The organism is Pseudomonas sp. CM27 (assembly GCF_013179515.1).
In the GTDB taxonomy this organism is placed as follows: Bacteria; Pseudomonadota; Gammaproteobacteria; order Pseudomonadales; family Pseudomonadaceae; genus Aquipseudomonas.
This window is the reverse complement of sequence record NZ_JABMCN010000070.1, coordinates 1-23,944: the sequence shown is the minus strand read 5'-3', so window position 1 is coordinate 23,944 and position 23,944 is coordinate 1. Positions and strand designations below refer to the sequence as shown.

Here is a 23,944-nt window from a genome sequence, read left to right as displayed (position 1 = left end):
GCGAGCGCTGGCGGGCCTTCAGCGAGTTGTGCAGGCGGCGGCACACGGCAAAGTAGCACTGCTCGGCCAAGGCTTTCTCGGCCAGGGTGATCTTGCCATCGGCATACTGCGCAGCCACGTCACCCATGTAGTGAGTGGCACGCCAGTAGGTCTCGGTGACCATCTCGATGTCGGTCGGGCCCAGCAGGTCAGCCAGCCACTGCACGGTCTGCGGCAGGGCTTCCTTGTTGTCGATGGTCGGCACGTCGTCGTTGTGTTTCTCGACGTCGGTCACCTGGATCACCAGCATGGCATGGTGCGCGGTCAGCGAGCGGCCGCTTTCGGAGAAGATGTGCGGGTGCGGCAGGCCCTGCGCATCGCAGAACTCCTTGAGCATGCCCACCACCACACCGGCGTAGTCGTCCATGTCATAGTTGATCGAGCTGGCATTGCGCGAGTGGGTGCCGTCGTAGTCCACGCCCAGGCCACCGCCCACGTCGATATGGTCGACCGGCAGGCCCAGCGCACGCAGTTCGCCATAGTAGCGGATGGCTTCCTTGAAGCCGTGCTGGTAGTCGGCCAGGTTGGCGATCTGCGAACCCATGTGGAAGTGCAGCAGGCGGATGCCCTGGTCCAGGCCGGCATCGCGGAAGCGCTGTACCACCGAGATCAGCTGGGCGGCGGACAAACCGAACTTGGACTTCTCGCCACCGGTGTCGGCCCACTTGCTCGACGCCAGCGACGACAGGCGCACGCGCAAGCCAACCTGTGGCTTGACCTTGAGCTCGGCCGCTTCTTCGATCACCAGGGCCACTTCCGACTCTTTCTCGATGACGATGAACACGTTATGGCCAAGCTTCTGCCCCATCAGCGCCAAGCGGATGAACTCGCGGTCCTTGTAGCCGTTGCAGACGATGGTACCGCCCTTCGGCGCCAGTGCCAGCACGGCCAGCAGCTCGGGCTTGGAGCCGGCTTCGAGGCCGATCGATACGTTTTGCGTGGCGATGATGTTTTCCACCACCGCTTCCTGCTGGTTGACCTTGATCGGGTACAGCGCGGTGTACTGGCTCTGGTATTCCAGGCGCGCGATGTTGGCGTCGAACGCGCCGGTCAGCTGGCGCACACGGTCCTGCAGAATGTCGGGGAAGCGCACCAGCAAGGGCAGCGACAGGCCGCTCTGGCGCAGCTCGTCGACCTGCTCGTACAGGTCGATCGGCGCGCTGTCCGGGCCGTTGGGGCGCACTTCGACGCGCCCGGCTTCATTGATGGCGAAATAACCAGCGCCCCAATGGCGGATGCCGTAAACACTGCGGCTGTCGGCCACGGTCCATTGGCTACCATCGTCTTTGCGTGTGCGTCGTACGGACATTCAAGTCCCCTATAGATAAGTCGAAGACACTGCCCCGCAAGGAGGCGGGCGCAGTGTAAAAGGCAAAAATGACGATTCGTCCGTGCCCAGCGATAGACCCTGGTCACGGCAACGAGTTTAGAAAGCACTGGGCAAAAAATCGCGCGGGTTGCTCAGCCGCCGGACTTTTTCGCCTTGAAGCCCTGTTTGATCAGCTCGCCGATCAGCAGCTCGACATGGTCACCCTGGATCTCGATGACGCCATCCTTCAGCGCACCACCGGTACCGCAGCGGCGCTTGAGGGTGGTGGCCAGCTCCTTGAGCTGGTGGAGCGGCAGCGGCACACCGCTGACGGTGGTCACGGTCTTGCCGCCACGGCCTTTGCTTTCGCGGCGCACACGGGCAATGCCATCGCCTTCGGGGATGATCTGCTGCTTGCAGGTACAGGCATCCACCGGCTGGCCACAGTCGGGGCAGTGCCGACCGCTGTCGGTGGAGTAAACGAGACCGCCTAGGGCGGCGAAGGAAGAAGCTTTCTTGGCCACTTTTGTTCCTCTGTGCTGAGGACAAAAACTGGTCGTGCCTTGGGGTTGAGGCCGACCGCGAAGCCCCACTCTGGCAGGGGCGGCGCTACTGCCGCAAGACCTGCGGCAGCCCGTAAAGGGCGCGCAGTGTAACGATAAATGCGGCGGTTGCTAAGTACAGGATTGCGGCATTTTGCGAATGTTTTGCGACTATTCGCGGGCACGCCCGCTCCCACAGGGACTGCGCCGCCCCTGAGAGCTGCACAAATCCTGTGGGAGCGGGTTTACCCGCGAAAGGGCCGGCAACTATTCCAGGCTAGCTTTATAGCGCTGCAACGCCGCCAACGAGTCCGGGCAATAGGGTCTTGTCAGGCTTTCCTCTTCAGCCAGCGCAAGACTGACAAAGCGCGCTTCGATCACCTCTTCCGGCTGCAACCGCAGCGGCGCATCCGACACCGCCGAATACACCGCGCACCACAACCGGTTATCCGGTTGGTCAAAGTAGAACCGCTCATGAAAGCGCAGCGGCGCATCTTCAATGCCCAGCTCCTCGGCCAGCTCTCGGGCCGCCGAGTCGGCATAGCCTTCCCCGGCCGCAACCATGCCGCCGGCAGCCACATCCCAATACCCCGGGTACAGCGCCTTGCTCAGCGTCCGTCGATGTACGCACAACTCACTGGCGCTGTTGAACAGCAGGATGAAGGTGCAACGGCCGATCAGGCCGCGCTCGCGCAGTTCAGCCCGGGGCAAGGCGCCCAGCACCTGGTCGGCTTCGTCCACCCAGGTGACCAGTTCGCGGTCGGAAGCCGCCCGATGGGCGGCCTCGGTTGGGCTGATGGCCATGATCAACCCTGCGACAGCAGTTGACGCAGGTCGATGACTGCCGCGTTGGCCCGGGAAATGTAGTTGGCCATGACCAGCGAGTGGTTGGCCCACATGCCGAAGCCACTGCCGTTGAGCACCATCGGGCTCCACAGCGGCTCTTGCGAGGCTTCCAGCTCACGGATGATCTGGCGCACGCTGACCGTGGCGTTCTTCTTCGCCAGCACGTCGGCAAAGTCCACCTCGATGGCGCGCAGCAGGTGCGACAGCGCCCAGGCCTGGCCACGGGCTTCGTAGAACACGTTGTCGATCTGCAGCCATGGTGTTTCCACCAGCTCTTCGTCCACCTGCGGCGCCTGGCCGGCAACCACCGATTCGGTCTTCAGCGTGGTGTTCAGCTTGACCCGGCCAACGCTGGCCGACAGGCGCTGCGACAGCGAGCCCAGGCGCGTAGCCACGTCACCCAGCCAGTTGTTCAGGTTGTCGGCACGGGTGTAGAAGATGGCGCCCTTGTCACCGGCGGCCAGACGGGTCTGGTAACGGTTCAGCGACTTGATGCCTTCTTCGAACTCGGATTCGCTCGACGGCAGGATCCAGCTCTTGTTGTCGAAGTTGAAGCGTGGCTCGGCCTTGGCCAGGTCGGCGTCTTCGGTGGACTGCGACTGCGAGCGGGCGAAGTCCTTGCGCAGGGCGCGGGACAGGTCGCGCACCTGGACCAGCACGCCGTATTCCCAGCTCGGCATGTTGTCCATCCACAGCCCTGGCGGGAAGCGGTCGTTGGAAATGTAACCGCCGGGCTTGTTCAACAAGGTGCCGGCCACGGTCTTCAGGGTTTCGATGGTGGTATAGCCCACTACCATCTGCTGACCGTTGTGCTCGGCCGCGGCCTGGGCGTTCTGCTGCACCGGGAACAGGTTCGGTTCCTCGCTCCAGTACCAGCCCAGGCCGATGCACACCAGCAGGTACAACCCGATCAGGGTACCCAGGGCACGGCTCCAAAGGCCGCCAACGTAGCTACGGGCGGCGGCGCCGCGGCCGTCGACACGCTCACGGGGCTCGGCTTTGGCCTCGCGGTTTTTCCAGTCCAGCATGGCTTTGTCCTTAAATTAATCACGACGGTTCAGGGGCTTGGACCACAGGCCTACGCAAGGGTGCCACGGCAAGCCCGCATGGCAGCACTATAAAGCAGACACCGCCTTGCGCATAAGCGACCATTCGGTCAGCAACTGAATATTGGTTCTTGTGGCTTTGTTGATGCAGGGCACTCACTCGGCAGGAAAGAGCTGCTAGCATAGAGCCATCATTGCCTCTGCACCTCCAACCTACAAGTAGCCAGGACATGAGCCAAGCAGTCGAGCCGAGCCCGCAGTGCCCCGCCCAACAGCTGATGCGTAGCGGCCTGCGCAAGGACGACCCGCTTGACCAGGTGCTGCTGCCGGCCCTGCGCAAGCCGGTGTACATCCTGCTGCAGGACCATGAGCGTGCCCTGCGCCTGGCCCAGCAACTGGAGTTCTTTGGCCTGGTGGTGCAAGCGTTGCCCAGCGCGGCGGCATTGCTTGCCTCGATCGGTGAATACCCGCCTGCGGCGATCATCATGGATGTCGACTTCACCGGCCGCGGCCAGGGCCTGCTGCTGGCCGCCAAGGTTCAGCAGGGCCTGGCGCAGCCTGTTCCGCTGCTGTTCTTCAGCCATCAGGAAACCGATACCCCGACTCGCCTGGCGGCTGTGCGCGCCGGCGGCCAGGACTTCCTCACGGGTACCCTGGAGGCTTCCAGCCTGCTGGAAAAGGTCGAACTGCTGACCAATGCCGCCCCTCATGACCCGCTGCGCGTGCTGATCATCGATGACTCCCGCACCCAGGCCCTGCACACCGAGCGTGTGCTGGCCAGCGCCGGCATGCTCACCCGCAGCCTGACCGACCCGATCGGCACCATGGCAGAGCTTGCCGACTTCCAGCCTGACCTGATCATCCTCGATCTGTACATGCCCGCGTGCACCGGCCCTGAACTGGCCAAGGTCATCCGCCATAGCGATCGTTATGTGAGCGTGCCGATCATCTACCTGTCGGCCGAGGACGATCTGGACAAGCAGCTGGATGCCATGAGCGAAGGTGGCGATGACTTCCTGACCAAGCCGTTTCGCTCACGCCACCTGATCACCACGGTGCGCAACCGCGCCGCACGTGCCCGGCACCTGAAGGCGCGCATGGTGCGCGACAGCCTGACCGGGCTGTACAACCACACGCACATCCTGCAGTTGCTCGAAGACTGCAGCTTCCGCGCCCGCCGCGAGCAGCAGCCGTTGAGCTTTGCCATGCTCGACATCGACCGCTTCAAGAAGATCAACGACCGCCACGGGCACCCCATGGGCGATCGGGTGATCAAGAGCCTGGCGCTGTTCCTCAAGCAGCGCTTGCGCAAGAGCGATTTCATTGGCCGTTACGGGGGTGAGGAATTCGCCATCGTCATGCCCAACACCGCTCTGGAGGCGGCGCACAAGGTGCTGGACGATATTCGCCGGCGCTTTGCCGAAATTCTGTACCCCGCGCAGCCGCAGGATTTGCAGTGCACCTTCAGTGCCGGGGTGGTGCAGCTGGATGACGGGCTGGATGCGCTGACCATGGCCAGTGCGGCGGATGAGGCGCTGTACCGGGCCAAGCATGCCGGGCGGAACTGCGTGGTACGGGTAGAGCCCTGAGTTTTGCACCACCCGTGCCGGCCCTTTTGCAGCACAAGGCTGCTCCTACCGGGCGTCAATGGGTAGGAGCAGCCTTGCGCTGCGAAAGGGCCAATCCAGGCGAAACAGATACAGGCACTCTGCCACTTTTTTCTGACGCCAACCCTCTGCCGTCATCACCCAGTCACAAAATCGCAATAACTTCGGGCACCTACCTCCCCCACTCCCCTCCGCAGGAAGTTCGCGGCTATGCGCCTGAAGTGGCTGACCAATTTCAACACCCTGTTGCTGGTGACCGTGTGTATCGCCCTGGGCGCTACCTTGTGGTGGTCGCAGCGTGCCCTGGAGCGCCCTTACCAGATGATGGAACGCTATCTGGGCCTTTCCCAGCAGTTCCAGAACCAGGCGGCAGGCAATATCCGGGCGTACCTGGGCAGCGGCGATGCGTTGCGCCATGCGGCGGCCATGGACGCCAACCAGCAGCTACAGGCCGCCCTGGCCGACTGGCCCGACGCGCTCGGCGACCAACTGCGCCCCAGCCTGAACAGCCTGCAGGCCTTCACCGCCAATGAACTGCTGGCCGCCGGCAAGCTGGCCGGCGACCCTCAAGCCCTGCTGCTGCAGGCCGAACGGGAACTGGGCGCCAACTTCGAGCAACTGGCCGGCTATGCCCGCGACAGCGGCAGCGCCGACGCCCACCGCTACCTGCTGCCGCTGCTCGACGCCACGGTACACCTGGGCCGCTTGTCGCTGGCCCGGGACAAGCTGGTCAGCAGCGGCCGAGCGGAGCTGGCTGACGAAGTGCAGCGCGAACTGCAACTGATCCGCGCCCAGGCCCAGGCCATCGAGGGCCTGCCATTGCTGGGCGTGACCCGCGCCGCCGAGTCGGGTGCCGACGACTTCGCCGCCATGATGGGCCTGGAATCCCAGGCCAGCGCCCGGCAGGAAGACATTGCCGTAGGCCTCAAGCGTGAACTGCAAAGCCTGCTCAGCCGCTACCCGGCCGAACTGCAACGCACCCGCGAACAGATCGAGCGTCGCGCCACCCTCGCCGCCAGCACTGGCCAGCGCCTGGACGCGGTGCAGCAGGCGATTGCGCGGCTGGAACCCGAAGTACGCGGCCAGCACGCAAGGATTGCCGCCGAGGTGCGCATCATCCAGGGCCTGATGATCGGCCTGATCCTGCTGATTGCCCTGCTGATCGACACCTTGCAACGCCGACTGGCGCGCACCTTGACCGGCCTGGCCCCGGCCTTGTCGCGCTGGGCCGAAGGCGACTTCGCCCAGGCCATCGCCCTGGGCAAGACCAATCGCGAACTGCACGACATTCAGGACTCGCTCAACCGCCTGCGCCAGTACCTGGTGGAGCTGGTCGGCACCATCCGCCACAACGCCGAGCAGGTGGCGGGCAGCAGCCACGCTCTGGCCGGCATGAGCGCCGCCCTGCACGATGGCGCCGAACGCCAGGCCGGCGATACCGGGCAGATCCGCGATGCCCTGGGCGAGCTGGAAGCGACCATCCAGCAAGTGGCCGGCGATGCCAGCGCGGCGGCCAATGCCAGCCGCGATGCCGGGCATGCGGTGGAACAGGGCCAGGCGGTGATTGGCCAAAGCCTGACCGGTTTGCGTGAACTGGTTGACGAGGTACAGGGCAACGCCCGCATGATCGAGCAATTGGCAGAAGAGTCGGCGACCATCGGCGGGGTGCTCACGGTGATCCGCTCGATTGCCGAACAGACCAACCTGCTGGCCCTGAACGCCGCGATCGAGGCAGCCCGGGCGGGAGCGATGGGCCGGGGGTTCGCCGTGGTCGCCGATGAGGTGCGTTCACTGGCGCAGCGCACTACCGGGGCCACCGGTGAGATCCAGGCACTGATCGACCGCCTGCAGCAGGCAGCCAGGAGCTCGGTGGCGGGGATGCGCGCGCAGCTGGAGCATGCCGAGGCCACGGCCGACCAGGCCCAGGCGGCGGATGGGGCGCTGGAGGCGATCGTCTGCGCCATCCGCACCATTGCCGACACGGCGGTGCGGATTGCCGATGTCACCGCGCAGCAGACGGGCGCGGTGAGCGAGATTCGTGACCACAGCGAGCGGATTCATGAGCTGGGTGAGGATAATTTGCAGCGTATTGGCGAAGGGCGTGAGCAAGGGGAACAATTGCTGAGCCTGGGAGGCGAATTAAACCGGGCGGTGCGGGCGTTCAGGGTCTGAGCCGGCCTGCACGATACCTGTGGGAGCTGGCTTGCCGGCGATGAGGCCAAAACAGGCAACACAAGACAGTTGCTCCCACAAAGCCAACCCACAACAGTTCCGTTATCATGGCCTGCACGTTCCACCTCGCGAGTCCGCCATGCGCCGCCTGTTTTTCCTGCTGTTCCTGCTGCTGGCCAGCCCTGCCTTCGCCACGGGCCTGCTCGACAACCGTCCCAGCGCCACCCTCGGCGCCGCCTCGCTGGCCAACAACGCCGACTTCCTGCCGGTCCACGAGGCCTTCAAGCTCAGCCTGGTCCAGGCCGATGCGCAAAGCATAAAGCTGCGCTTCGTCGCCACCGAGGGCTACTACCTCTACCGCCACCGCTTCCAGTTCCACACGGAACCGGCCGACATCGCCTTGGGCGCGCCGAACATCCCCAAGGGCGAAGCCAAGCACGATGAGTTCTTCGGCGACGTCGAGGTGTACCACGGCGTGCTCGACATCGAGCTGCCACGCACCGATCCGCGTGCCTTCACCCTGCTGGTGGGCTACCAGGGCTGCGCCGACAAGGGCCTGTGCTACCCGCCGGAAACCGCCCGCCTGAGCATCGATGGCCCAGGTGGCGCAGCCGCACCCGCCAGCTCCGAACACGGCTGGAGCTGGAAATCGCTGCTGCTGTTCTTCCTCGCCGGGGTCGGCCTGACCTTCACCCCCTGCGTGCTGCCGATGCTGCCGATCCTGTCCGGTGTGGTGCTGCGCGGCCAGGTCGGCGGCCTGCGCGGCCTGGCGCTGTCGCTGGCGTACGTGCTGCCGATGGCGGCCAGCTTCGCGGCACTGGGTGCGTTGATGGGCCTGTTCGGCGCCGGCCTGAACCTGCAGGCACGCCTGCAGTCGGCCTGGGTGCTGGGGCCTTTCGCACTGTTCTTCGTGGTGTTCGCCCTGGCCATGTTCGGCCTGTTCGAGCTGAAACTGCCGCAGGCCCTGAGCACCCGCCTGGACAGCGTCGCCAGCCGCACCAAAGGCGGTTCGCTGCTGGGCGCGGCGGTGCTGGGCGTGTTGTCCAGCCTGCTGGTTTCGCCTTGTGTGTCGGCACCACTGGCCGGGGCGCTGCTGTACATCAGTGCCAGCGGCGATGCTGTCGGGGGAGCCCTGAAACTGTTCGCCCTGGGCCTGGGCATGGGTGCGCCATTGCTGCTGATCGCCACCGGCGGTGCTGCCTGGCTGCCGAAAAGCGGGCCGTGGTTGAACACGGTTAAAAACGCGATTGGCGTACTGCTGCTGGGGCTGGCGATCGGCCTGCTCAGCCGTGTGCTACCGGGCCCGGTGACCTTGCTGCTGGTGGGCTTCCTGGCCGCCGGCGTGGCGCTGTTCCTCGGCGCCCTGGAGTTTGTGGTCAAAGCGCCACGCCAGCGCCTGGCGCAGCTGCTCGGCCTGGGCTTGCTGGTGTACGCACTGGCCTGCTGGTACGGGGCCCTGAGTGGCCAGGGCGATCCACTGCGCCCACTGCCGGCCGCAGCGCCGAGCGCCACCAGCAGCACAGTGGCACAAGCGGATGCCTGGCAGACCATCACCACCCCCGCCGCCCTGGATGCGGCCCTGGCCGAGGCCAAGGTGGCCGGCCAACCGGTCTTGCTGGACTGGTACGCCGACTGGTGCATCAGCTGCAAGGTGATCGAACACGAAGTGCTCAACGCACCCCAGGTGCACGCACAGCTGGCCGGCCTCAAGCTGCTGCGTTTCGACATCACCGAGAGCAATGCACAGCAGCGCAAGCTGCTTGATCGCTACCAGCTGTTCGGCCCGCCGGCGTTGCTGTTCTTTGCTGCGAACGGCAGCGAAATAACCGCTGATCGGGTCGTTGGCGAGATAAACGCCGGTGAATTCGCGCAAATCCTGGCACGCGTACGGGGCAAACTCGGGCTATAACTTCCCGCGAGCCGTGAAAAATCCTCGATACAGTGACCAGATTTAATTATTTGGTCACATACTTCGCGCGAATCTCGGACATCGTGCTGGCTATTGCCGGGAACTGGACACTTGCCGTCGCTTTACGGCACACTCGCCGCGCTGTGTCGAATTGCCCTACAAATCCAAGGAATCCGCAGATGGCAACGCTACTGGTGCTCCATGGCCCCAACCTCAACCTGCTCGGTACTCGCGAGCCAGGCCATTACGGCGCCGTGACCCTGGCCCAGATCAACCAGGACCTGGAGCAACGTGCCCGCGCAGCAGGCCACCATCTGCAGTACCTGCAGAGCAATGCCGAATACGAACTGATCGACCGTATTCACGCCGCACGCAACGAGGGTGTGGACTTCATCCTGATCAATCCGGCTGCTTTCACCCACACAAGCGTCGCATTACGTGACGCATTGCTTGCGGTGAGCATCCCATTCATCGAAGTGCACCTGTCAAACGTGCACAAACGCGAACCGTTCCGTCATCACTCCTACTTTTCCGATGTTGCCGTAGGGGTGATCTGCGGCCTGGGCGCCAGCGGTTATCGCCTGGCCCTGGAATCCGCACTGGAACAACTGGCTGCCAACGCACAGCCCAAATGATGAAAACCCTGGCCTCAGTGGGCCAGGGTTCGAGAGAAACGTTCTAGATACGTTTTTTGTATTTCGCCCCCTGACCGAACCTTTGGGAGTTGATGATTAATGGATATCCGTAAAGTCAAGAAACTGATCGAGCTGCTGGAAGAGTCTGGCATCGACGAACTGGAGATCAAGGAAGGCGAAGAGTCGGTCCGTATCAGCCGTCACAGCAAGACCCCAGCTGCCCAGCAGTTCTACGCACCTGCGCCGATGGCTGCCGCGCCTGTAGCCGCCCCGGTTGCTGCCGCCGCCGCGCCAGCCGCCGAAGCCGCTGCTGCCCCGGCCCTGAAAGGCACCGTGGTGCGCTCGCCGATGGTCGGTACCTTCTACCGCAAGCCATCGCCGACCTCGCCAAACTTCGCTGAAGTTGGCCAGTCGGTGAAAAAAGGCGACACCCTGTGCATCGTCGAAGCCATGAAGATGATGAACCACATCGAATCCGATATCGGCGGTGTGATCGACGCCATCCTGGTAGAAGACGGCCAGCCGGTTGAGTTCGACCAGCCGCTGTTCACCATCGTTTGAATCGCGGAGAGCCAACGATGTCTGCGAAGCTCGAAAAAGTCCTGATCGCCAACCGCGGGGAAATTGCCCTGCGGATCCTGCGTGCCTGCAAAGAGCTGGGCATCAAGACCGTCGCCGTGCATTCCACGGCTGACCGCGAACTGATGCACCTGGGCCTGGCAGACGAGTCGGTCTGCATCGGCCCCGCGCCATCCAAGAACTCCTACCTGCACATCCCGGCGATCATCGCTGCCGCCGAAGTTACCGGCGCCACCGCGATCCACCCGGGCTACGGCTTCCTGGCAGAAAACGCCGACTTTGCCGAGCAGGTCGAGAAATCCGGTTTTGCCTTCATCGGCCCTAAAGCCGACACCATTCGCCTGATGGGCGACAAGGTTTCGGCCAAGGCTGCGATGATCAAGTCGGGCGTACCGACCGTGCCGGGTTGCGAAGGCCCGCTGCCGGAAGACGAAGAAGTCGCCCTGGCCATTGCCCGTGACGTCGGCTACCCGGTGATCATCAAGGCCGCCGGTGGCGGTGGTGGTCGCGGCATGCGCGTGGTGCACAAGGAAGAGGACCTGATCGCCTCGGCCAAGCTCACCCGTACCGAAGCCGGTGCTGCCTTCGGCAACCCGATGGTGTACCTGGAGAAGTTCCTGACCAACCCACGTCACGTGGAAGTGCAGGTGCTGTCCGATGGCCAGGGCAACGCCATTCACCTGGGCGACCGTGACTGCTCGCTGCAGCGCCGTCACCAGAAGGTGCTGGAAGAAGCGCCGGCCCCGGGCATCGACGAGAAGGCCCGTCAGGAAGTCTTCAAGCGTTGCGTCGATGCGTGCATCGAGATCGGCTACCGCGGTGCAGGCACCTTCGAGTTCCTGTACGAAAACGGCAGCTTCTACTTCATCGAGATGAACACCCGCGTTCAGGTTGAGCATCCGGTGTCGGAAATGGTCACTGGCATCGACATCGTCAAGGAGATGCTCAGCATCGCCGCTGGCAACAAGCTGTCGTACCGCCAGGAAGACGTGGTTATCCGCGGCCACTCGCTGGAGTGCCGGATCAACGCCGAAGACCCGAAGAAGTTCATCCCGAGCCCAGGCAAGGTGAAGCACTTCCACGCCCCGGGCGGCAATGGCGTACGTGTCGATTCGCACCTGTACAGCGGTTATTCGGTTCCGCCGAACTACGACTCGCTGATCGGCAAGCTGATCACCTACGGCAAGGACCGCGACGAAGCCATGGCGCGCATGCGCAATGCCCTGGACGAGATCGTCGTCGACGGCATCAAGACCAACATCCCGCTGCACCGCGACCTGGTGCGTGATGAAGGTTTCTGCAAAGGCGGCATCAACATTCACTACCTCGAGCACAAACTGGCTAACCAGGAGTGATCGAGTAGTGTGATGTACCCAAAGCCCCGGCCCAGTGCCGGGGCTTTTTATTGCCTGTCCGCGTTTCACAAATCCTTGTAGGAGCGGCCTTGTGTCGCGAAAGGGCCGCAAAGCGGCCCCGGCGATATCCGCGGCGGAGCTGAAATCGTGGGGCCGCTGCGCGCCCCATCGCGACACAAGGCCGCTCCTACAGGGGATAGCGTCAGGGCTCCCCCTTCATCCGCGGCATCTCGATGCGGTGCTCGTGCACCCGTCGATACAGCGTCGCCCGTGATATCCCCAACGCCCGCGCGGCATCGGCCGGCTTCCAGCGATGGCGGATCAGCGCATCCAGCAGCAACTGACGTGCCGGGCAGGACACTCCGCTTTCAGCCGCCGCTACCGCCTCGCCGCGCACCTCGGTCGGCAAATCCTGCAACCGCACCAGCCCGCCTTCGCTCACCGCACAGGCATAGCGCAACACCTGGCGCAACTGGCGCAAGTTCCCTGGCCAGCGGTAGACCAGCAGCGCTTGCAGCGCATCGTCCGCCAACACCACTTCGACCGCGCAGGCCTCGGCTTCCTCGGCCAGCATCTGCTGAATCAAGCCCAGGCGATCATCGCGCTCACGCAGCGGCGGCAGCTCGAAACGGGCATTGGCCAGGCGGAAGTACAAGTCCTCGCGGAAGTGCCCGCCTGCCACCCTCGCCGCGAGGTCGCGGTGGGTGGCGCAGATCACCTGAATATCCACCCGCTCGCGCTGAGCTGCGCCCAAAGGCGCCACTTCGCCCTCGGCCAGCACCCGCAGCAGGCGGGTTTGCAGGTTCAGCGGCATATCCCCGATTTCATCGAGGAACAGCGTGCCGCCGTCGGCCTGCTGCAACAGGCCCTGCATGCCTTTGCTGGAGGCGCCGGTAAAGGCCCCGGCCACGTAGCCGAACAGCTCGCTCTCGATCAGGCTTTCAGGGATTGCCGCACAGTTCAGCGTAACGAAGGGCCCCGCGCGGCGCTTGCTCTGCTGGTGCAACTGGCGGGCGAATACTTCCTTGCCGGCCCCCGTCTCGCCTTGTACCAGCACCGCCAGGTTGCAGTCCTTGACCCTGGTCGCCAGCCGCAGGTGGTGCTCGATACGGGCGTCCTGGGCCTGGCGTAACGGCTGCGCGCGCTGGCGTAGCTGCGGTGCACTGACCCGGCCATACAGCCCGCCCAGACCTGGCAGACGCTGGGCAGACGCTGCATTGACGCGGCGCAGCTGGTCCATGTCGAACAGCTCACCGATGTGCTCTGGCAGGCGCCCCAGGCGCTCCACCAGGCGTTGCCGCGCCAGGCTGTTGATCGCCTGCAGGCGGCCATCGGCGTCCCACGCCAGCAGGTAGTCAGGCTGGCTTTCCACATAGCCCGGCGTGCCATGGGCGCGCATCACCCAATGGCCTTGGGCACTGTGCATGAAAAACGCGTTTTCGATTTCGCGGGCAGTCTGCTCCACCAGCTGGCGGATCAGGTGCTGGCTGCGACGGTCGTCCGGGGACTGCAAGGCCGAGACATCCACCACGCCCAGCAACTCGCCCTGCGGGTCGAACACCGGTGCTGCGGTACAGGTCAGGCCGATGAAGGCCGCGCGAAAATGATCGCGCTTGTGCACCGTGACAGGCGCCCTGCTGGTCAGCACCGCCGCCACCCCGCAGGTGCCCTCCTCGCCTTCCGACCAGCAAGTGCCCAGGTACAGCCCGGCCTTGCGGCAGTCGTTGCGGATGGATGACTCCACCCGGTAGTCGATGGTACGCCCCAGGCCGTCGGTCAGCAGCACGCAGTAGTCGGCGCCGCGCACCTGCTGGTGCAGGCGCGCCACGGCATCACTGGCGATACGCAGGAACAGTTCCGCACGTTCACGGCATTCGTTGAGCAGGCTTTGCGAGAGGATGCGCGGCCCTTGCTGAGAGCCAGGGTCGAGGTGGTGCAGGTCCATGGAGCGGCGCCATGAATCGAGGATCAGCGCAGGCACCGGCGCCTGCGGCAGGCGATCGGCGTTCTTCAGCACCCTGCTGACGCAGTCGACATGGGCTCGGGAGTTCGCGGCAAGCATTCAGGCCCTCCGGTTCTCGTTGCTGTTCTTGTCGTTGTGCGGCCATTAAGCGCTTCCGAACATGCCCCGACAAGCACTGCGTGATTACCGGCTCACTTGAGACGCAGCGTCTCGGCGTCTCGGCAATTACCACCCTGCGCAGGCACCCGGCGTCTCGCCGGCGCTGCCGTCAATGTGCGGCCGAGCGCATTCAGACCGCTCTGCCTCAGGTATTTCAGCGCAGCCGCAGAAAGCTGGCACCGGGCTTGCTCCTGCCTTATGGCAAACAACAATACGAGGTGCGCCATGCCGCTACCCGCCCCGACTGTCGGGATCATTGCCAACCCGGCCTCAGGCCGCGACCTGCGCCGCCTGACCGCCAATGCCGGGCTCTATTCGAGCACCGACAAGGCCTCGGCCATCCAGCGCCTGCTTGCTGCCTTCGGCGCCACCGGCATCGGCCAGGTGCTGCTGCCCAGCGACATGACCGGCATCGCTGCCGCCGTGCTCAAGGCCAGCAACGGCCCGGTCGCCCATGACCAGCACTGGCCTGCCATTGAAATACTCGACCTGCCACTGACCCAGACCGTGGCCGATACCCACCAGGCCACCCGACGCATGGTCGAACGCGGCGTGGCGATGATCGCCGTGCTCGGTGGCGACGGCACCCACAAGGCAGTCGCCGCCGAGGCCGGTGACATACCCCTGCTGACCCTGTCCACCGGTACCAACAACGCTTTCCCCGAGTTGCGCGAAGCCACCAGCGCGGGCTTGGCCGGCGGCTTGCTCGCAAGCGGCCAGGTGCCCGCCAGCATCGGCCTGCGCCGCAACAAACGCCTGCTGGTGAAGGTACCCGAGCAACAACTTGCGCAGTGGGCCCTGGTGGAAGTGGCGGTGTCACCCCAGCGCTTCATCGGTGCACGCGCGCTCAGCCGCAGCGAAGACCTGAGCGAAGTGTTCGCCTGTTTTGCCGAGCCTCACGCCATCGGCCTGTCGGCCCTGTGCGGCCTGTGGTGCCCGGTCTCGCGCCAGGACCCGCACGGCGCCTGGGTACGCCTGAACCCGGGTGCCGACCAGGCGCTGCTCGCGCCACTGGCGCCCGGCCTGCTGCAGGGCTGCGGCATCACCGCCAGCGGCACGCTGACAGCGGGCGTCGCCCACCGCCTGAGCCTGGCCAGCGGCACGCTGGCCCTGGACGGCGAACGCGAAATCGAATTTGCCGAGCACGACACCCCCACCATCACCCTCGACCACCAAGGCCCGCTGAGCGTGGATGTCGAGGCCGTGCTGGCGCATGCCGCCCGCCACCACCTGCTGGCCGTGCCTCGCGGCCATCGGCTGCACCCTGCAAACCCGCGTTGAGACAACCCTGGAGAACAACAAGATGTCCAATCAACTGAGTACCGAACAACTGCTGCATGCCTATGAAGTGATGCGCACCATCCGCGCCTTTGAAGAACGCCTGCACATAGAGTTCGCCACCGGCGAAATCCCTGGCTTCGTCCACCTGTATGCCGGCGAAGAGGCTTCCGCCGCCGGGGTCATGGCCCACCTGCGCGATAGCGATTGCATCGCCTCGACCCACCGTGGCCACGGCCACTGCATCGCCAAGGGCGTCGATGTGTACGGCATGATGGCCGAAATCTACGGCAAGAAGACCGGCGTGTGCGGGGGCAAGGGCGGCTCGATGCACATTGCCGACCTGGAAAAGGGCATGCTCGGTGCCAACGGCATCGTCGGTGCGGGTGCGCCACTGGTGGCCGGTGCTGCCCTGGCCGCCAAGCTCAAGGGCCGCGACGACGTGTCGGTGGCGTTCTTCGGCGACGGTGCCTCCAACGAAGGCGCGGTGTTCGAAGCCATGAACATGGCGTCGATCATGAACCTGCCGTGCATCTTCGTCGCCGAGAACAATGGCTACGCCGAAGCCACTGCCTCGAACTGGTCGGTGGCTTGCGACCACATCGCCGACCGCGCCGCCGGTTTCGGCATGCCCGGTGTCACCATCGACGGCTTCGACTTCTTTGCCGTGCATGAAGCCGCCGGGGCAGCCATCGAGCGTGCGCGTGCCGGGCAAGGGCCGTCGCTGATCGAGGTCAAGCTCAGCCGCTACTACGGGCACTTCGAAGGTGACGCGCAAACCTACCGCGCGCCCGACGAAGTGAAGAACCTGCGCGAAACCCGCGACTGCCTGATGCAGTTCCGCAACAAGACCACCCGTGCCGGCCTGCTCACCGCCGAGCAACTGGACGCCATCGACGCCCGCATCGAAGACCTGATCGAAGACGCCGTGCGCCGTGCCAAGTCCGATCCCAAGCCGCAGCCCGTCGATTTGCTCACCGACGTCTACGTCGCCTACCCCTGAGCCCCGGACTACAAGAACAACAGGAGAACCACCATGCCAAGAAAGATTAGCTACCAGCAGGCCATCAACGAAGCCCTGGCCCAGGAAATGCGCCGCGACAACAGCGTGTTCATCATTGGCGAAGACGTGGCCGGCGGGGCCGGTGCGCCCGGTGAAGAAGACGCCTGGGGTGGCGTGCTGGGCGTGACCAAAGGCTTGTATCACCAGTTTCCGGGGCGTGTGCTCGACGCACCGCTGTCGGAAATCGGCTACGTCGGTGCTGCGGTCGGTGCTGCAACCCAAGGCCTGCGCCCGGTGTGCGAACTGATGTTCGTCGATTTTGCCGGCTGCTGCCTGGACCAGATCCTCAACCAGGCTGCCAAGTTCCGCTACATGTTCGGCGGCAAGGCGGTCACCCCGCTGGTGATGCGCACCATGTATGGCGCCGGCTTGCGCGCGGCAGCCCAGCACTCGCAGATGCTGACCTCGCTGTGGACGCACATCCCCGGCCTGAAAGTGGTCTGCCCGTCCTCCCCCTACGATGCCAAGGGCTTGCTGATCCAGGCCATCCGCGACAACGACCCGGTGATCTTCTGCGAGCACAAGCTGCTGTACAGCATGCAGGGCGAGGTGCCGGAAGAGGTGTACACGGTGCCGTTCGGCGAAGCCAACTTCCTGCGTGATGGCGATGACGTGACCCTGGTCACCTACGGCCGCATGGTGCATGTGGCGCTGGAGGCCGCCAACAATCTGGCCCGCCAGGGCATCGACTGCGAAGTGCTGGACCTGCGCACCACCAGCCCGCTGGACGAAGACAGCATTCTGGAAAGCGTGGAGAAGACCGGCCGCCTGGTGGTGATCGACGAGGCCAACCCGCGCTGCTCGATGGCCACCGACATCAGCGCACTGGTGGCGCAGAAAGCCTTCGCTGCGCTCAAGGGCCCGGTCGAGATGGTCACCGCGCCGCACACCCCGGTGCCGTTCTCCGATGCGCTGGAAGACCTGTACATCCCTGACGCGGCGAAAATCGAGGCCGCCGTGCGCAAGGTGATCGAAGCTGCAAGGAGTGCCGCATGAGCCAGATCCATACCCTGACCATGCCCAAGTGGGGCTTGTCGATGACCGAGGGCCGGGTAGACACCTGGCTGAAGCAGGAAGGTGACCCGATCAACAAGGGCGACGAGGTGCTGGACGTCGAGACCGACAAGATCAGCAGCAGCGTCGAAGCACCGTTCAGCGGTGTGCTGCGCCGCCAGGTGGCCAGGCCGGATGAAACCCTGCCGGTCGGCGCACTGCTGGCAGTGGTGGTGGAGGGCGAGGCCGAGGAAGCCGAAATCGATGCGCTGGTACAGCGCTTCCAGGCCGAATTCGTCGCCGAAGGTGGCGCCGACCAGGCCCAGGGGCCTGCTCCGCAGAAAGCCGAAGTGGGCGGTCGGCTGCTGCGCTGGTTCGAGCTGGGTGAAGGCGGCACGCCGCTGGTGCTGGTGCATGGTTTTGGTGGCGACCTCAACAACTGGCTTTTCAACCACCCGGCACTGGCTGTCGAGCGCCGGGTAATCGCCCTCGACCTGCCGGGCCACGGCGAGTCGGCCAAGGCCCTGCAGCGTGGTGACCTGGATGAACTGAGCGAAACCGTGCTGGCCTTGCTCGATCACCTGGACATCGCCAAGGCCCACCTGGCCGGCCATTCCATGGGTGGCGCGGTCTGCCTGAACCTGGCGCGCCTGGCGCCGCAGCGGGTGGCCAGCCTGAGCCTGGTGGCCAGCGCCGGGCTGGGCGAGGCGATCAACGCGCAGTACCTGCAAGGTTTCGTCGCCGCTGCCAACCGCAATGCCTTGAAGCCGCAGATGATGCAGCTGTTTGCCGACCCGGCGCTGGTCACCCGGCAAATGCTCGAGGACATGCTCAAGTTCAAGCGCCTGGAGGGTGTGGATCAGGCCCTGCAGCAGCTGGCCTCGGCGCTCGCCGACGGCGACCGGCAGCGCCATGACCTGCGCGGTGTGTTGGGGCAACACCCGGCGCTGGTGGTGTGGGGCGGCAAGGACGCGATCATCCCGGCCAGCCATGCCGAGGGGCTGGAGGCTGAAGTGCTGGTGCTGGCGGAGGCCGGGCATATGGTGCAGATGGAGGCGGCTGATGAGGTGAATCGGCGGATGATGGACTTTTTGCGAGGGCGTTGAGGGCGCATGCCTCTCGCTGTCTCAGGATCCAATTCTGCGTCATACTCGGCAGACCTATAGCCCGGTCCTCGCCATGCGTCCACTGCTCCCCATCACCTTGGTCCTGCTGCTCGCCGCCTGTGGCGATGGCGAATCGCTGCTCCCGCCGGACGCACGCCTGCCTGACGGCGGGCGCTACCGGGGCCAGGTGGTCGATGGCCTGTTGCAGGGCGAGGGCCGCATCGACTACCCCAACGGCAGCTGGTACGCCGGCAGCTTCAAGGACGGCCAATGGCATGGCCCGGGTGAATGGCACGGCCAGAACGGCGAGGTGTACCGGGGCCAGTTCAGCGAAGGGCTGTTCCAGGGCCTGGGGGACCTGACAACCCCCGGCAGCCACTATGCCGGCACCTTCAACCACGGTCGCCGCGATGGCGAAGGCACCCTCAAGCAAGCCGACCAGACCTACCGTGGCCAGTTCAAGGACGACCTGTACGAAGGCGCAGGCGAACTGGAGCTGGCCGACGGCAGCCGCTACCAGGGCCTTTTCGCCAAGGGCAAGCCCAACGGCGCCGGCGTGCGCAGCGATGCCAGCGGCAACCAGTTCAGCGGCCGCTTCGTCAATGGCCAGCTGCAAGGCAGCGGCACCTACGACAGTGTCGACGGCGAGCAGTACATCGGTGAGTTCAAGGACAACCGCCTGGAGGGCCGTGGCCGCTACGAAAACGCCGATGGCGATGTGTGGATCGGCGAATTCAAAGACGGCTCGCTGTCCGGCGAAGGCGAACTGCTAGGCAGTGACGGCAGCCACTACAAGGGCAATTTCGTCGACTGGCGGCTGTCCGGTCATGGCAGCCTGCAGCTGGCCGACGGCAGCAAGTATATTGGCGGCTTCCTCGACGATGCCTACCACGGCAAGGGCCAGCTGACCTTGGCCAGCGGCAGGGTCGAAAGCGGCATGTGGGCCAATGGCGTGCGCGTGCGCGACCACAAAGGCAAGCTGCTGTCCGACCCGCTGGACCTGGCCCTGCTCAACCAGGGTCGGCTGCTGGAGGAGGCGCTGGCCCGGGTACCGCGCTCGGCCCCGCCGATCCAGCTGTACAGCCTGGTAGTGGCCGGCGATGGCCAGCAAAGCGTGTTCCTGCGCGAAGCCGACTACGTCAGCAACATGCTCAAGGTGCGTTTTGGCGCCCGTGGCCAGGTGACCCTGGTCAACCACCGCGACCACATGGCCACCCGCCCCATGGCCACCCGCGAGAACCTCACCCGCGCCGCCAGCACCTTGGCCGAACGCAGCGGCCCCGAAGACCTGGTGTTCATCTACCTCACCAGCCATGGCAGCCACGACCACCAGCTGGTGCTCGACCAGCCGCGCCTGCAACTGGCCGACCTGACCGCTGACGAACTGGCCAGCGCCCTCGCGCCGCTGAAGGACCGAGACAAGGTAATCGTCATATCCGCCTGCTATTCCGGGGGCTATATCGCCCCGCTCAAGGATGAACGCACGCTGATCATGACCGCCGCCAGAGCTGACCGCGTGTCCTTCGGGTGTTCGGAAGAAGCCGATTTCACCTACTTTGGCGATGCCCTGTTTGCCGAAGCACTGAACCAGACCGACGACCTGAAACAAGCGTTTGAACTGGCACGCGCCAGCGTTGCCGAAAGGGAACACAGAGAAGGCTTCGAAGCCTCTGAACCGCAGCTGTGGGCCCCCCCGACGGTGCTTGAGCACTGGCAGCACTTGCGCCGCCAGCAAGCCGAGGAGGCACTGCGCAATGCCACGCAGGCCAACATGGGGGAACAGGCAAAAACGCCCGGCAGCCACTAAGCTTGAGTGTAACAAGGGAGAGACATCATGTACTTGACGCCTCAGCATGTCCTGCTTGCCGGAGCCACCGGCCTGACCGGTGAACACCTGCTCGACCGCCTGCTCAACGAGCCGACCATTACCCGGGTGCTCGCGCCTACCCGTCGGCCCCTGGCCGAGCACCCGCACCTGGAAAACCCGGTGGGCGACCCGGCCGTGTTCCTGCCGCAGCTGGCCGGGCGGGTCGATATCGCCTACTGCTGCCTGGGGACCACGCTGAAGCAGGCCGGCTCCGAGTCAGCCTTCCGCGCGGTGGACCTGGACATGGTGGTGGCGTTCAGCAAGCGTGCCCGGGAAATGGGCGCGCGGCATCTGTTGGTGGTCAGTGCGCTGGGCGCGGACCCCAAGTCGTCGATTTTCTACAACCGGGTGAAGGGCGAAATGGAAGAGGCGCTGAAGGCTCAGAACTGGCCACAGCTGACCATCGTGCGGCCGTCGTTGCTGCTGGGCGAGCGGATTCAGCCACGGCTCGGTGAACAGCTGGCTTCACCGTTTTCCAGGCTGATACCCGGAAAATATCGGGGGATCGAGGCCTGCACGCTGGCCCGGGCGCTGTGGCGCCTGGCGCTGGAGGAAGAAGACGGGATACGGGTTGTGGAGTCGGATGAGTTGCGCAGGTTGGGCAAGATATAGCCGTTACAGGCCGCCGGTGGCCTGGAAGCCTACCCCGGCCGCCGTCAGCAACGACAACGGCAGCAACAGGGTGTCGAGCAACATGCTGCCAGGCAGGTCCAGCGCTGGGTAACCCGGCGCGTCAGCCCCGTAGCGATCTCGCGGGCAGCAGCCACCATTGATCACATACAAGTCCAACCGGGTACCGGCATACACTACCGGTGCCCCGGGTTTGTTGGCGTCCAGCGTGCGCACCGTGGCACAGCCACTCAACAGTCCCAGGGTCAGCAAACCAGCCAGCGCTCGCTTCAATCATCCACCCCGTAATGATGCTCGCCCCAACGCGGCAACATGTCCTGGGGAATGTTCAGCAGGTTGAGCACACGCGCCACGACAAAGTCGACCAGATCGTCGATGGTCTGTGGCTGATGATAGAAGCCCGGCGCCGCCGGCAGGATCACTGCGCCCATCTGCGACAGCTTCAGCATGTTCTCCAGGTGGATGGTGGAAAACGGCGCCTCGCGAGGCACCAGGATCAGCTGACGGCGCTCCTTGAGGGTAACGTCGGCCGCGCGCTCGATCAGATTGTTGCAGGCACCGGTGGCAATCGCCGACAGGGTGCCGGTGGAACAGGGCACCACCACCATCGCCGCCGGGGCACCGGAACCCGAGGCTACCGGCGACATCCAGTCTTCCTTGCCGTACACACGGATCTGCCCGTCGGCGGCGCCGGTGTATTCGGTGAGGAACGCCTGCATGGCCTGGGGCTTGGCCGGCAGCAGCACGTCGGTCTCGGTGGCCATTACCAGTTGCGCAGCCTTGGAGATCAGGAAGTGCACCTCACGGTCTTCGCGCACCAGGCAATCAAGCAGTCGCAGGCCATATTGGGCGCCCGAGGCGCCCGTCATGGCCAGGGTGATGCGTTCCGGCCCGCTCACTTCAGCGCCTCGGCCAGCTTGCCGTGCAGGCCGCCAAAGCCGCCGTTGCTCATGATCACCACGTGGGTGCCTGGGCGGGCCTGGCCCTTGATCCGTTCGATGATCGCCTCGAGGCTGTCAGCCACCACGCTCGGCACTTTGCATTGTGCGGCGGTGGCCGCCAGGTCCCAGCCGAGGTTGGCCGGCGCGTACCAGATCACCTGGTCAGCGTCGTTGACGCTTTCCGGCAGGCCGTCGCGGTGGGCACCCAGCTTCATCGAGTTAGAACGTGGCTCGATCACCGCGATCACCGGGGCCTCGCCAACGCGCTTGCGCAGGCCGTCGAGGGTGGTGGCGATGGCGGTGGGGTGGTGGGCGAAATCATCGTAGATGGTCACGCCCTGCACTTCGGCAACCGTTTCCATGCGCCGCTTGACGCTCTTGAAAGCACTCAGGCCGTCGATGCCCATGGCCGGCACCACGCCCACGTGACGGGCCGCTGCCAGGGTGGCGAGGGCGTTGGCAACGTTGTGCTGGCCGGTCAGTGGCCAGTCGACAATGCCCTGCGCTTCACCTTCGAAAAGCACTTCGAAACGTGAGCCGTCAGCGCTGAGCAGGCGCGCCTGCCACTGGCCACCTTCACCGGTGGTCTGCACCGGGGTCCAGCAGCCCATGCCGATGACCCGCTCCAGCGCCTGTTCGGTGGTCGGGTGAATGACCAGGCCTTCACTGGGGATGGTGCGCACCAGGTGGTGGAACTGTCGCTCGATCGACGCCAGGTCCGGGAAGATGTCGGCATGATCGAACTCAAGGTTGTTGAGGATCGCCGTGCGTGGGTGGTAGTGCACGAACTTCGAACGTTTGTCGAAGAACGCGCTGTCGTACTCGTCGGCTTCAACCACGAAGAACGGCGTGTCGCCCAGGCGCGCCGACACCGAGAAGTTTTGCGGCACACCGCCGATCAGGAAGCCCGGGCTCATGCCCGCGTGCTCCAGCACCCAGGCCAGCATGCTGCTGGTGGTGGTCTTGCCGTGGGTCCCGGCAACCGCCAGTACCCAGCGCCCTTGCAGCACGTGATCAGCCAGCCACTGCGGGCCGGAGACGTAGGGCAGGCCCTTGTTCAGCACGTACTCTACCGCCGGGTTGCCACGCGACATGGCGTTGCCGATGACCACCAGGTCTGGCGCCGGGTCCAGCTGGACGGGGTCATAGCCTTGGGTCAGCTCGATGCCCTGGGCCTCGAGCTGGGTGCTCATCGGCGGGTAGACATTGGCGTCCGAACCGGTGACACGGTGGCCAAGTTCCTTGGCCAGCACGGCCAGCGAACCCATGAAAGTGCCGCAAATACCGAGAATGTGAATATGCATGGTCGACCTCGCAAAACATCGAGGCAGGGTAGCCCAGGGCGCGACAAATCGCACCCGCTGTTTCGCTCAGTCGGGCCTGGTGATGCCATGTTTGCGCAGTTTGCGATACAAGGTATTGCGGCTGATGCCCAGGTGTTCGGCGACGCGGGTCAGGTGCCAGTGTTTTGCTTCCAGGGTCGCCATCAGCGCATGGCATTCGGCATCTTTCAATGCAGCTGGCCCTGTCGCCGGCAAGGCAGCGCCCACAGGGACAGCAGATGGCCTGAAGTCGGCACGGTCGGGGTGGGAGCTGGCTTGCCGGCGATCGAGGGCAGCGCCCTGGCGAACCATGGCGGGGAGGTCCGAAAACACGATCCGGGCATCTTCGCAAAGCGCCACCAGGGTGCGCAGCACATTGCGCATCTGCCGCACGTTACCGGGCCAGGTGAAGTCGAGCAGCGCCTGGCGCGCCCTGGGCTCGATATCAATCAGCTGCCCGTGCGCCTCCTGGCGCAGCAGAAAGTCCAGCAACTGCGCCTTGTCGCTGCGTTCGCGCACCGCCGGCAACGCTACCTCCAGGCCATTCAGGCGGTAATACAGGTCCTCGCGGAAACCGCCCTGC

At 64.9% G+C, this 23,944-nt stretch carries 21 protein-coding genes; 12 read left to right on the top strand and 9 right to left on the bottom strand.

Features of this window, described 5'->3' with window-relative positions; all coding sequences use genetic code 11:
• The 4 genes from speA to HP547_RS11260 form a co-directional block, all read right to left on the bottom strand.
• Positions 1-1,348 (bottom strand): biosynthetic arginine decarboxylase (gene speA / locus HP547_RS11275; protein WP_172286323.1); only part of this gene is annotated, 1,348 nt, incomplete at its 3' end.
• A gap of 152 nt (positions 1,349-1,500) precedes the next feature.
• Positions 1,501-1,872, bottom strand: a complete 372-nt coding sequence (locus HP547_RS11270; protein WP_172286322.1) for a translation initiation factor Sui1 — start codon at positions 1,870-1,872, stop codon at positions 1,501-1,503.
• Between the two features lie 285 nt (positions 1,873-2,157).
• Positions 2,158-2,694, bottom strand: coding sequence for an NUDIX hydrolase (locus HP547_RS11265; protein WP_172286321.1), 537 nt, complete (start codon positions 2,692-2,694; stop codon positions 2,158-2,160).
• A 2-nt stretch (positions 2,695-2,696) separates the two neighbouring features.
• Positions 2,697-3,764, bottom strand: coding sequence for a DUF2333 family protein (locus HP547_RS11260; protein WP_172286320.1), 1,068 nt, complete (start codon positions 3,762-3,764; stop codon positions 2,697-2,699).
• Between the two features lie 248 nt (positions 3,765-4,012).
• Here HP547_RS11260 and HP547_RS11255 point away from each other — a divergent pair, with 248 nt between their 5' ends.
• The 6 genes from HP547_RS11255 (at position 4,013) to accC (ending at position 12,039) form a co-directional block, all read left to right on the top strand.
• On the top strand, positions 4,013-5,371 hold the full coding sequence (locus HP547_RS11255; protein ID WP_172286319.1) for a diguanylate cyclase: 1,359 nt from the start codon (positions 4,013-4,015) through the stop codon (positions 5,369-5,371).
• A 228-nt stretch (positions 5,372-5,599) separates the two neighbouring features.
• A complete protein-coding gene (locus tag HP547_RS11250; RefSeq protein WP_172286318.1) occupies positions 5,600-7,561 on the top strand; it encodes a methyl-accepting chemotaxis protein in 1,962 nt (653 codons plus the stop codon).
• A 139-nt stretch (positions 7,562-7,700) separates the two neighbouring features.
• On the top strand, positions 7,701-9,470 hold the full coding sequence (locus tag HP547_RS11245) for a protein-disulfide reductase DsbD (protein ID WP_172286317.1): 1,770 nt from the start codon (positions 7,701-7,703) through the stop codon (positions 9,468-9,470).
• Between the two features lie 179 nt (positions 9,471-9,649).
• Entirely contained in the window at positions 9,650-10,105 is a 456-nt protein-coding gene (gene aroQ, locus HP547_RS11240; protein WP_003255330.1) for a type II 3-dehydroquinate dehydratase, read from the top strand.
• Positions 10,106-10,204: 99 nt separating this feature from the next.
• Positions 10,205-10,666, top strand: coding sequence for an acetyl-CoA carboxylase biotin carboxyl carrier protein (accB, locus tag HP547_RS11235; protein ID WP_172220493.1), 462 nt, complete (start codon positions 10,205-10,207; stop codon positions 10,664-10,666).
• A 17-nt stretch (positions 10,667-10,683) separates the two neighbouring features.
• Positions 10,684-12,039, top strand: a complete 1,356-nt coding sequence (gene accC / locus HP547_RS11230; protein ID WP_172220496.1) for an acetyl-CoA carboxylase biotin carboxylase subunit — start codon at positions 10,684-10,686, stop codon at positions 12,037-12,039.
• A 202-nt stretch (positions 12,040-12,241) separates the two neighbouring features.
• On the opposite strand, the gene HP547_RS11225 is transcribed toward accC, so the two are convergent.
• Entirely contained in the window at positions 12,242-14,101 is a 1,860-nt protein-coding gene (locus HP547_RS11225; RefSeq protein WP_172220499.1) for a sigma-54-dependent Fis family transcriptional regulator, read from the bottom strand.
• A gap of 285 nt (positions 14,102-14,386) precedes the next feature.
• On the opposite strand from HP547_RS11225, the gene HP547_RS11220 reads away from it, so the two are divergent.
• From HP547_RS11220 to HP547_RS11195, 6 genes are all read left to right on the top strand, one after another.
• Entirely contained in the window at positions 14,387-15,442 is a 1,056-nt protein-coding gene (locus tag HP547_RS11220; protein WP_172220502.1) for an ATP-NAD kinase family protein, read from the top strand.
• A gap of 22 nt (positions 15,443-15,464) precedes the next feature.
• The gene (locus HP547_RS11215; RefSeq protein ID WP_172286316.1) at positions 15,465-16,442 is read left to right on the top strand and encodes a thiamine pyrophosphate-dependent dehydrogenase E1 component subunit alpha; all 978 of its coding nucleotides are present in this window, start codon (positions 15,465-15,467) and stop codon (positions 16,440-16,442) included.
• Positions 16,443-16,475: 33 nt separating this feature from the next.
• Positions 16,476-17,498: an alpha-ketoacid dehydrogenase subunit beta gene (locus HP547_RS11210; protein ID WP_172220508.1), complete on the top strand. Its 1,023-nt coding sequence runs from the start codon at positions 16,476-16,478 to the stop codon at positions 17,496-17,498.
• Complete coding sequence (locus HP547_RS11205; protein WP_172220511.1) at positions 17,495-18,601, top strand: acetoin dehydrogenase dihydrolipoyllysine-residue acetyltransferase subunit; 1,107 nt, start codon at positions 17,495-17,497, stop codon at positions 18,599-18,601. Before HP547_RS11210 ends, HP547_RS11205 begins: the two co-directional genes overlap by 4 nt.
• Before the next feature lie 73 nt (positions 18,602-18,674).
• On the top strand, positions 18,675-20,408 hold the full coding sequence (locus tag HP547_RS11200; protein ID WP_172286315.1) for a C13 family peptidase: 1,734 nt from the start codon (positions 18,675-18,677) through the stop codon (positions 20,406-20,408).
• A 27-nt stretch (positions 20,409-20,435) separates the two neighbouring features.
• Entirely contained in the window at positions 20,436-21,080 is a 645-nt protein-coding gene (locus HP547_RS11195) for an oxidoreductase (protein WP_172220517.1), read from the top strand.
• Between the two features lie 3 nt (positions 21,081-21,083).
• Here the strand turns inward: HP547_RS11195 and HP547_RS11190 are convergent, their stop codons facing one another.
• The 4 genes from HP547_RS11190 to HP547_RS11175 all read right to left on the bottom strand — a co-directional run.
• On the bottom strand, positions 21,084-21,371 hold the full coding sequence (locus HP547_RS11190) for a YceK/YidQ family lipoprotein (protein ID WP_172220520.1): 288 nt from the start codon (positions 21,369-21,371) through the stop codon (positions 21,084-21,086).
• Positions 21,368-21,997: a flavin prenyltransferase UbiX gene (ubiX, locus tag HP547_RS11185; RefSeq protein ID WP_172220523.1), complete on the bottom strand. Its 630-nt coding sequence runs from the start codon at positions 21,995-21,997 to the stop codon at positions 21,368-21,370. Before ubiX ends, HP547_RS11190 begins: the two co-directional genes overlap by 4 nt.
• Positions 21,994-23,343 carry a UDP-N-acetylmuramate:L-alanyl-gamma-D-glutamyl-meso-diaminopimelate ligase gene (gene mpl / locus HP547_RS11180; RefSeq protein WP_172220526.1) on the bottom strand — a complete coding sequence of 450 codons (1,350 nt, stop codon included), beginning with the start codon at positions 23,341-23,343 and terminating at the stop codon, positions 21,994-21,996. The genes ubiX and mpl overlap by 4 nt, the downstream gene beginning before the upstream one ends.
• 66 nt (positions 23,344-23,409) lie before the next feature.
• Positions 23,410-23,944, bottom strand: a 535-nt coding sequence (locus HP547_RS11175; RefSeq protein WP_306140211.1) for a helix-turn-helix domain-containing protein, incomplete at its 5' end; no start/stop codon positions are given.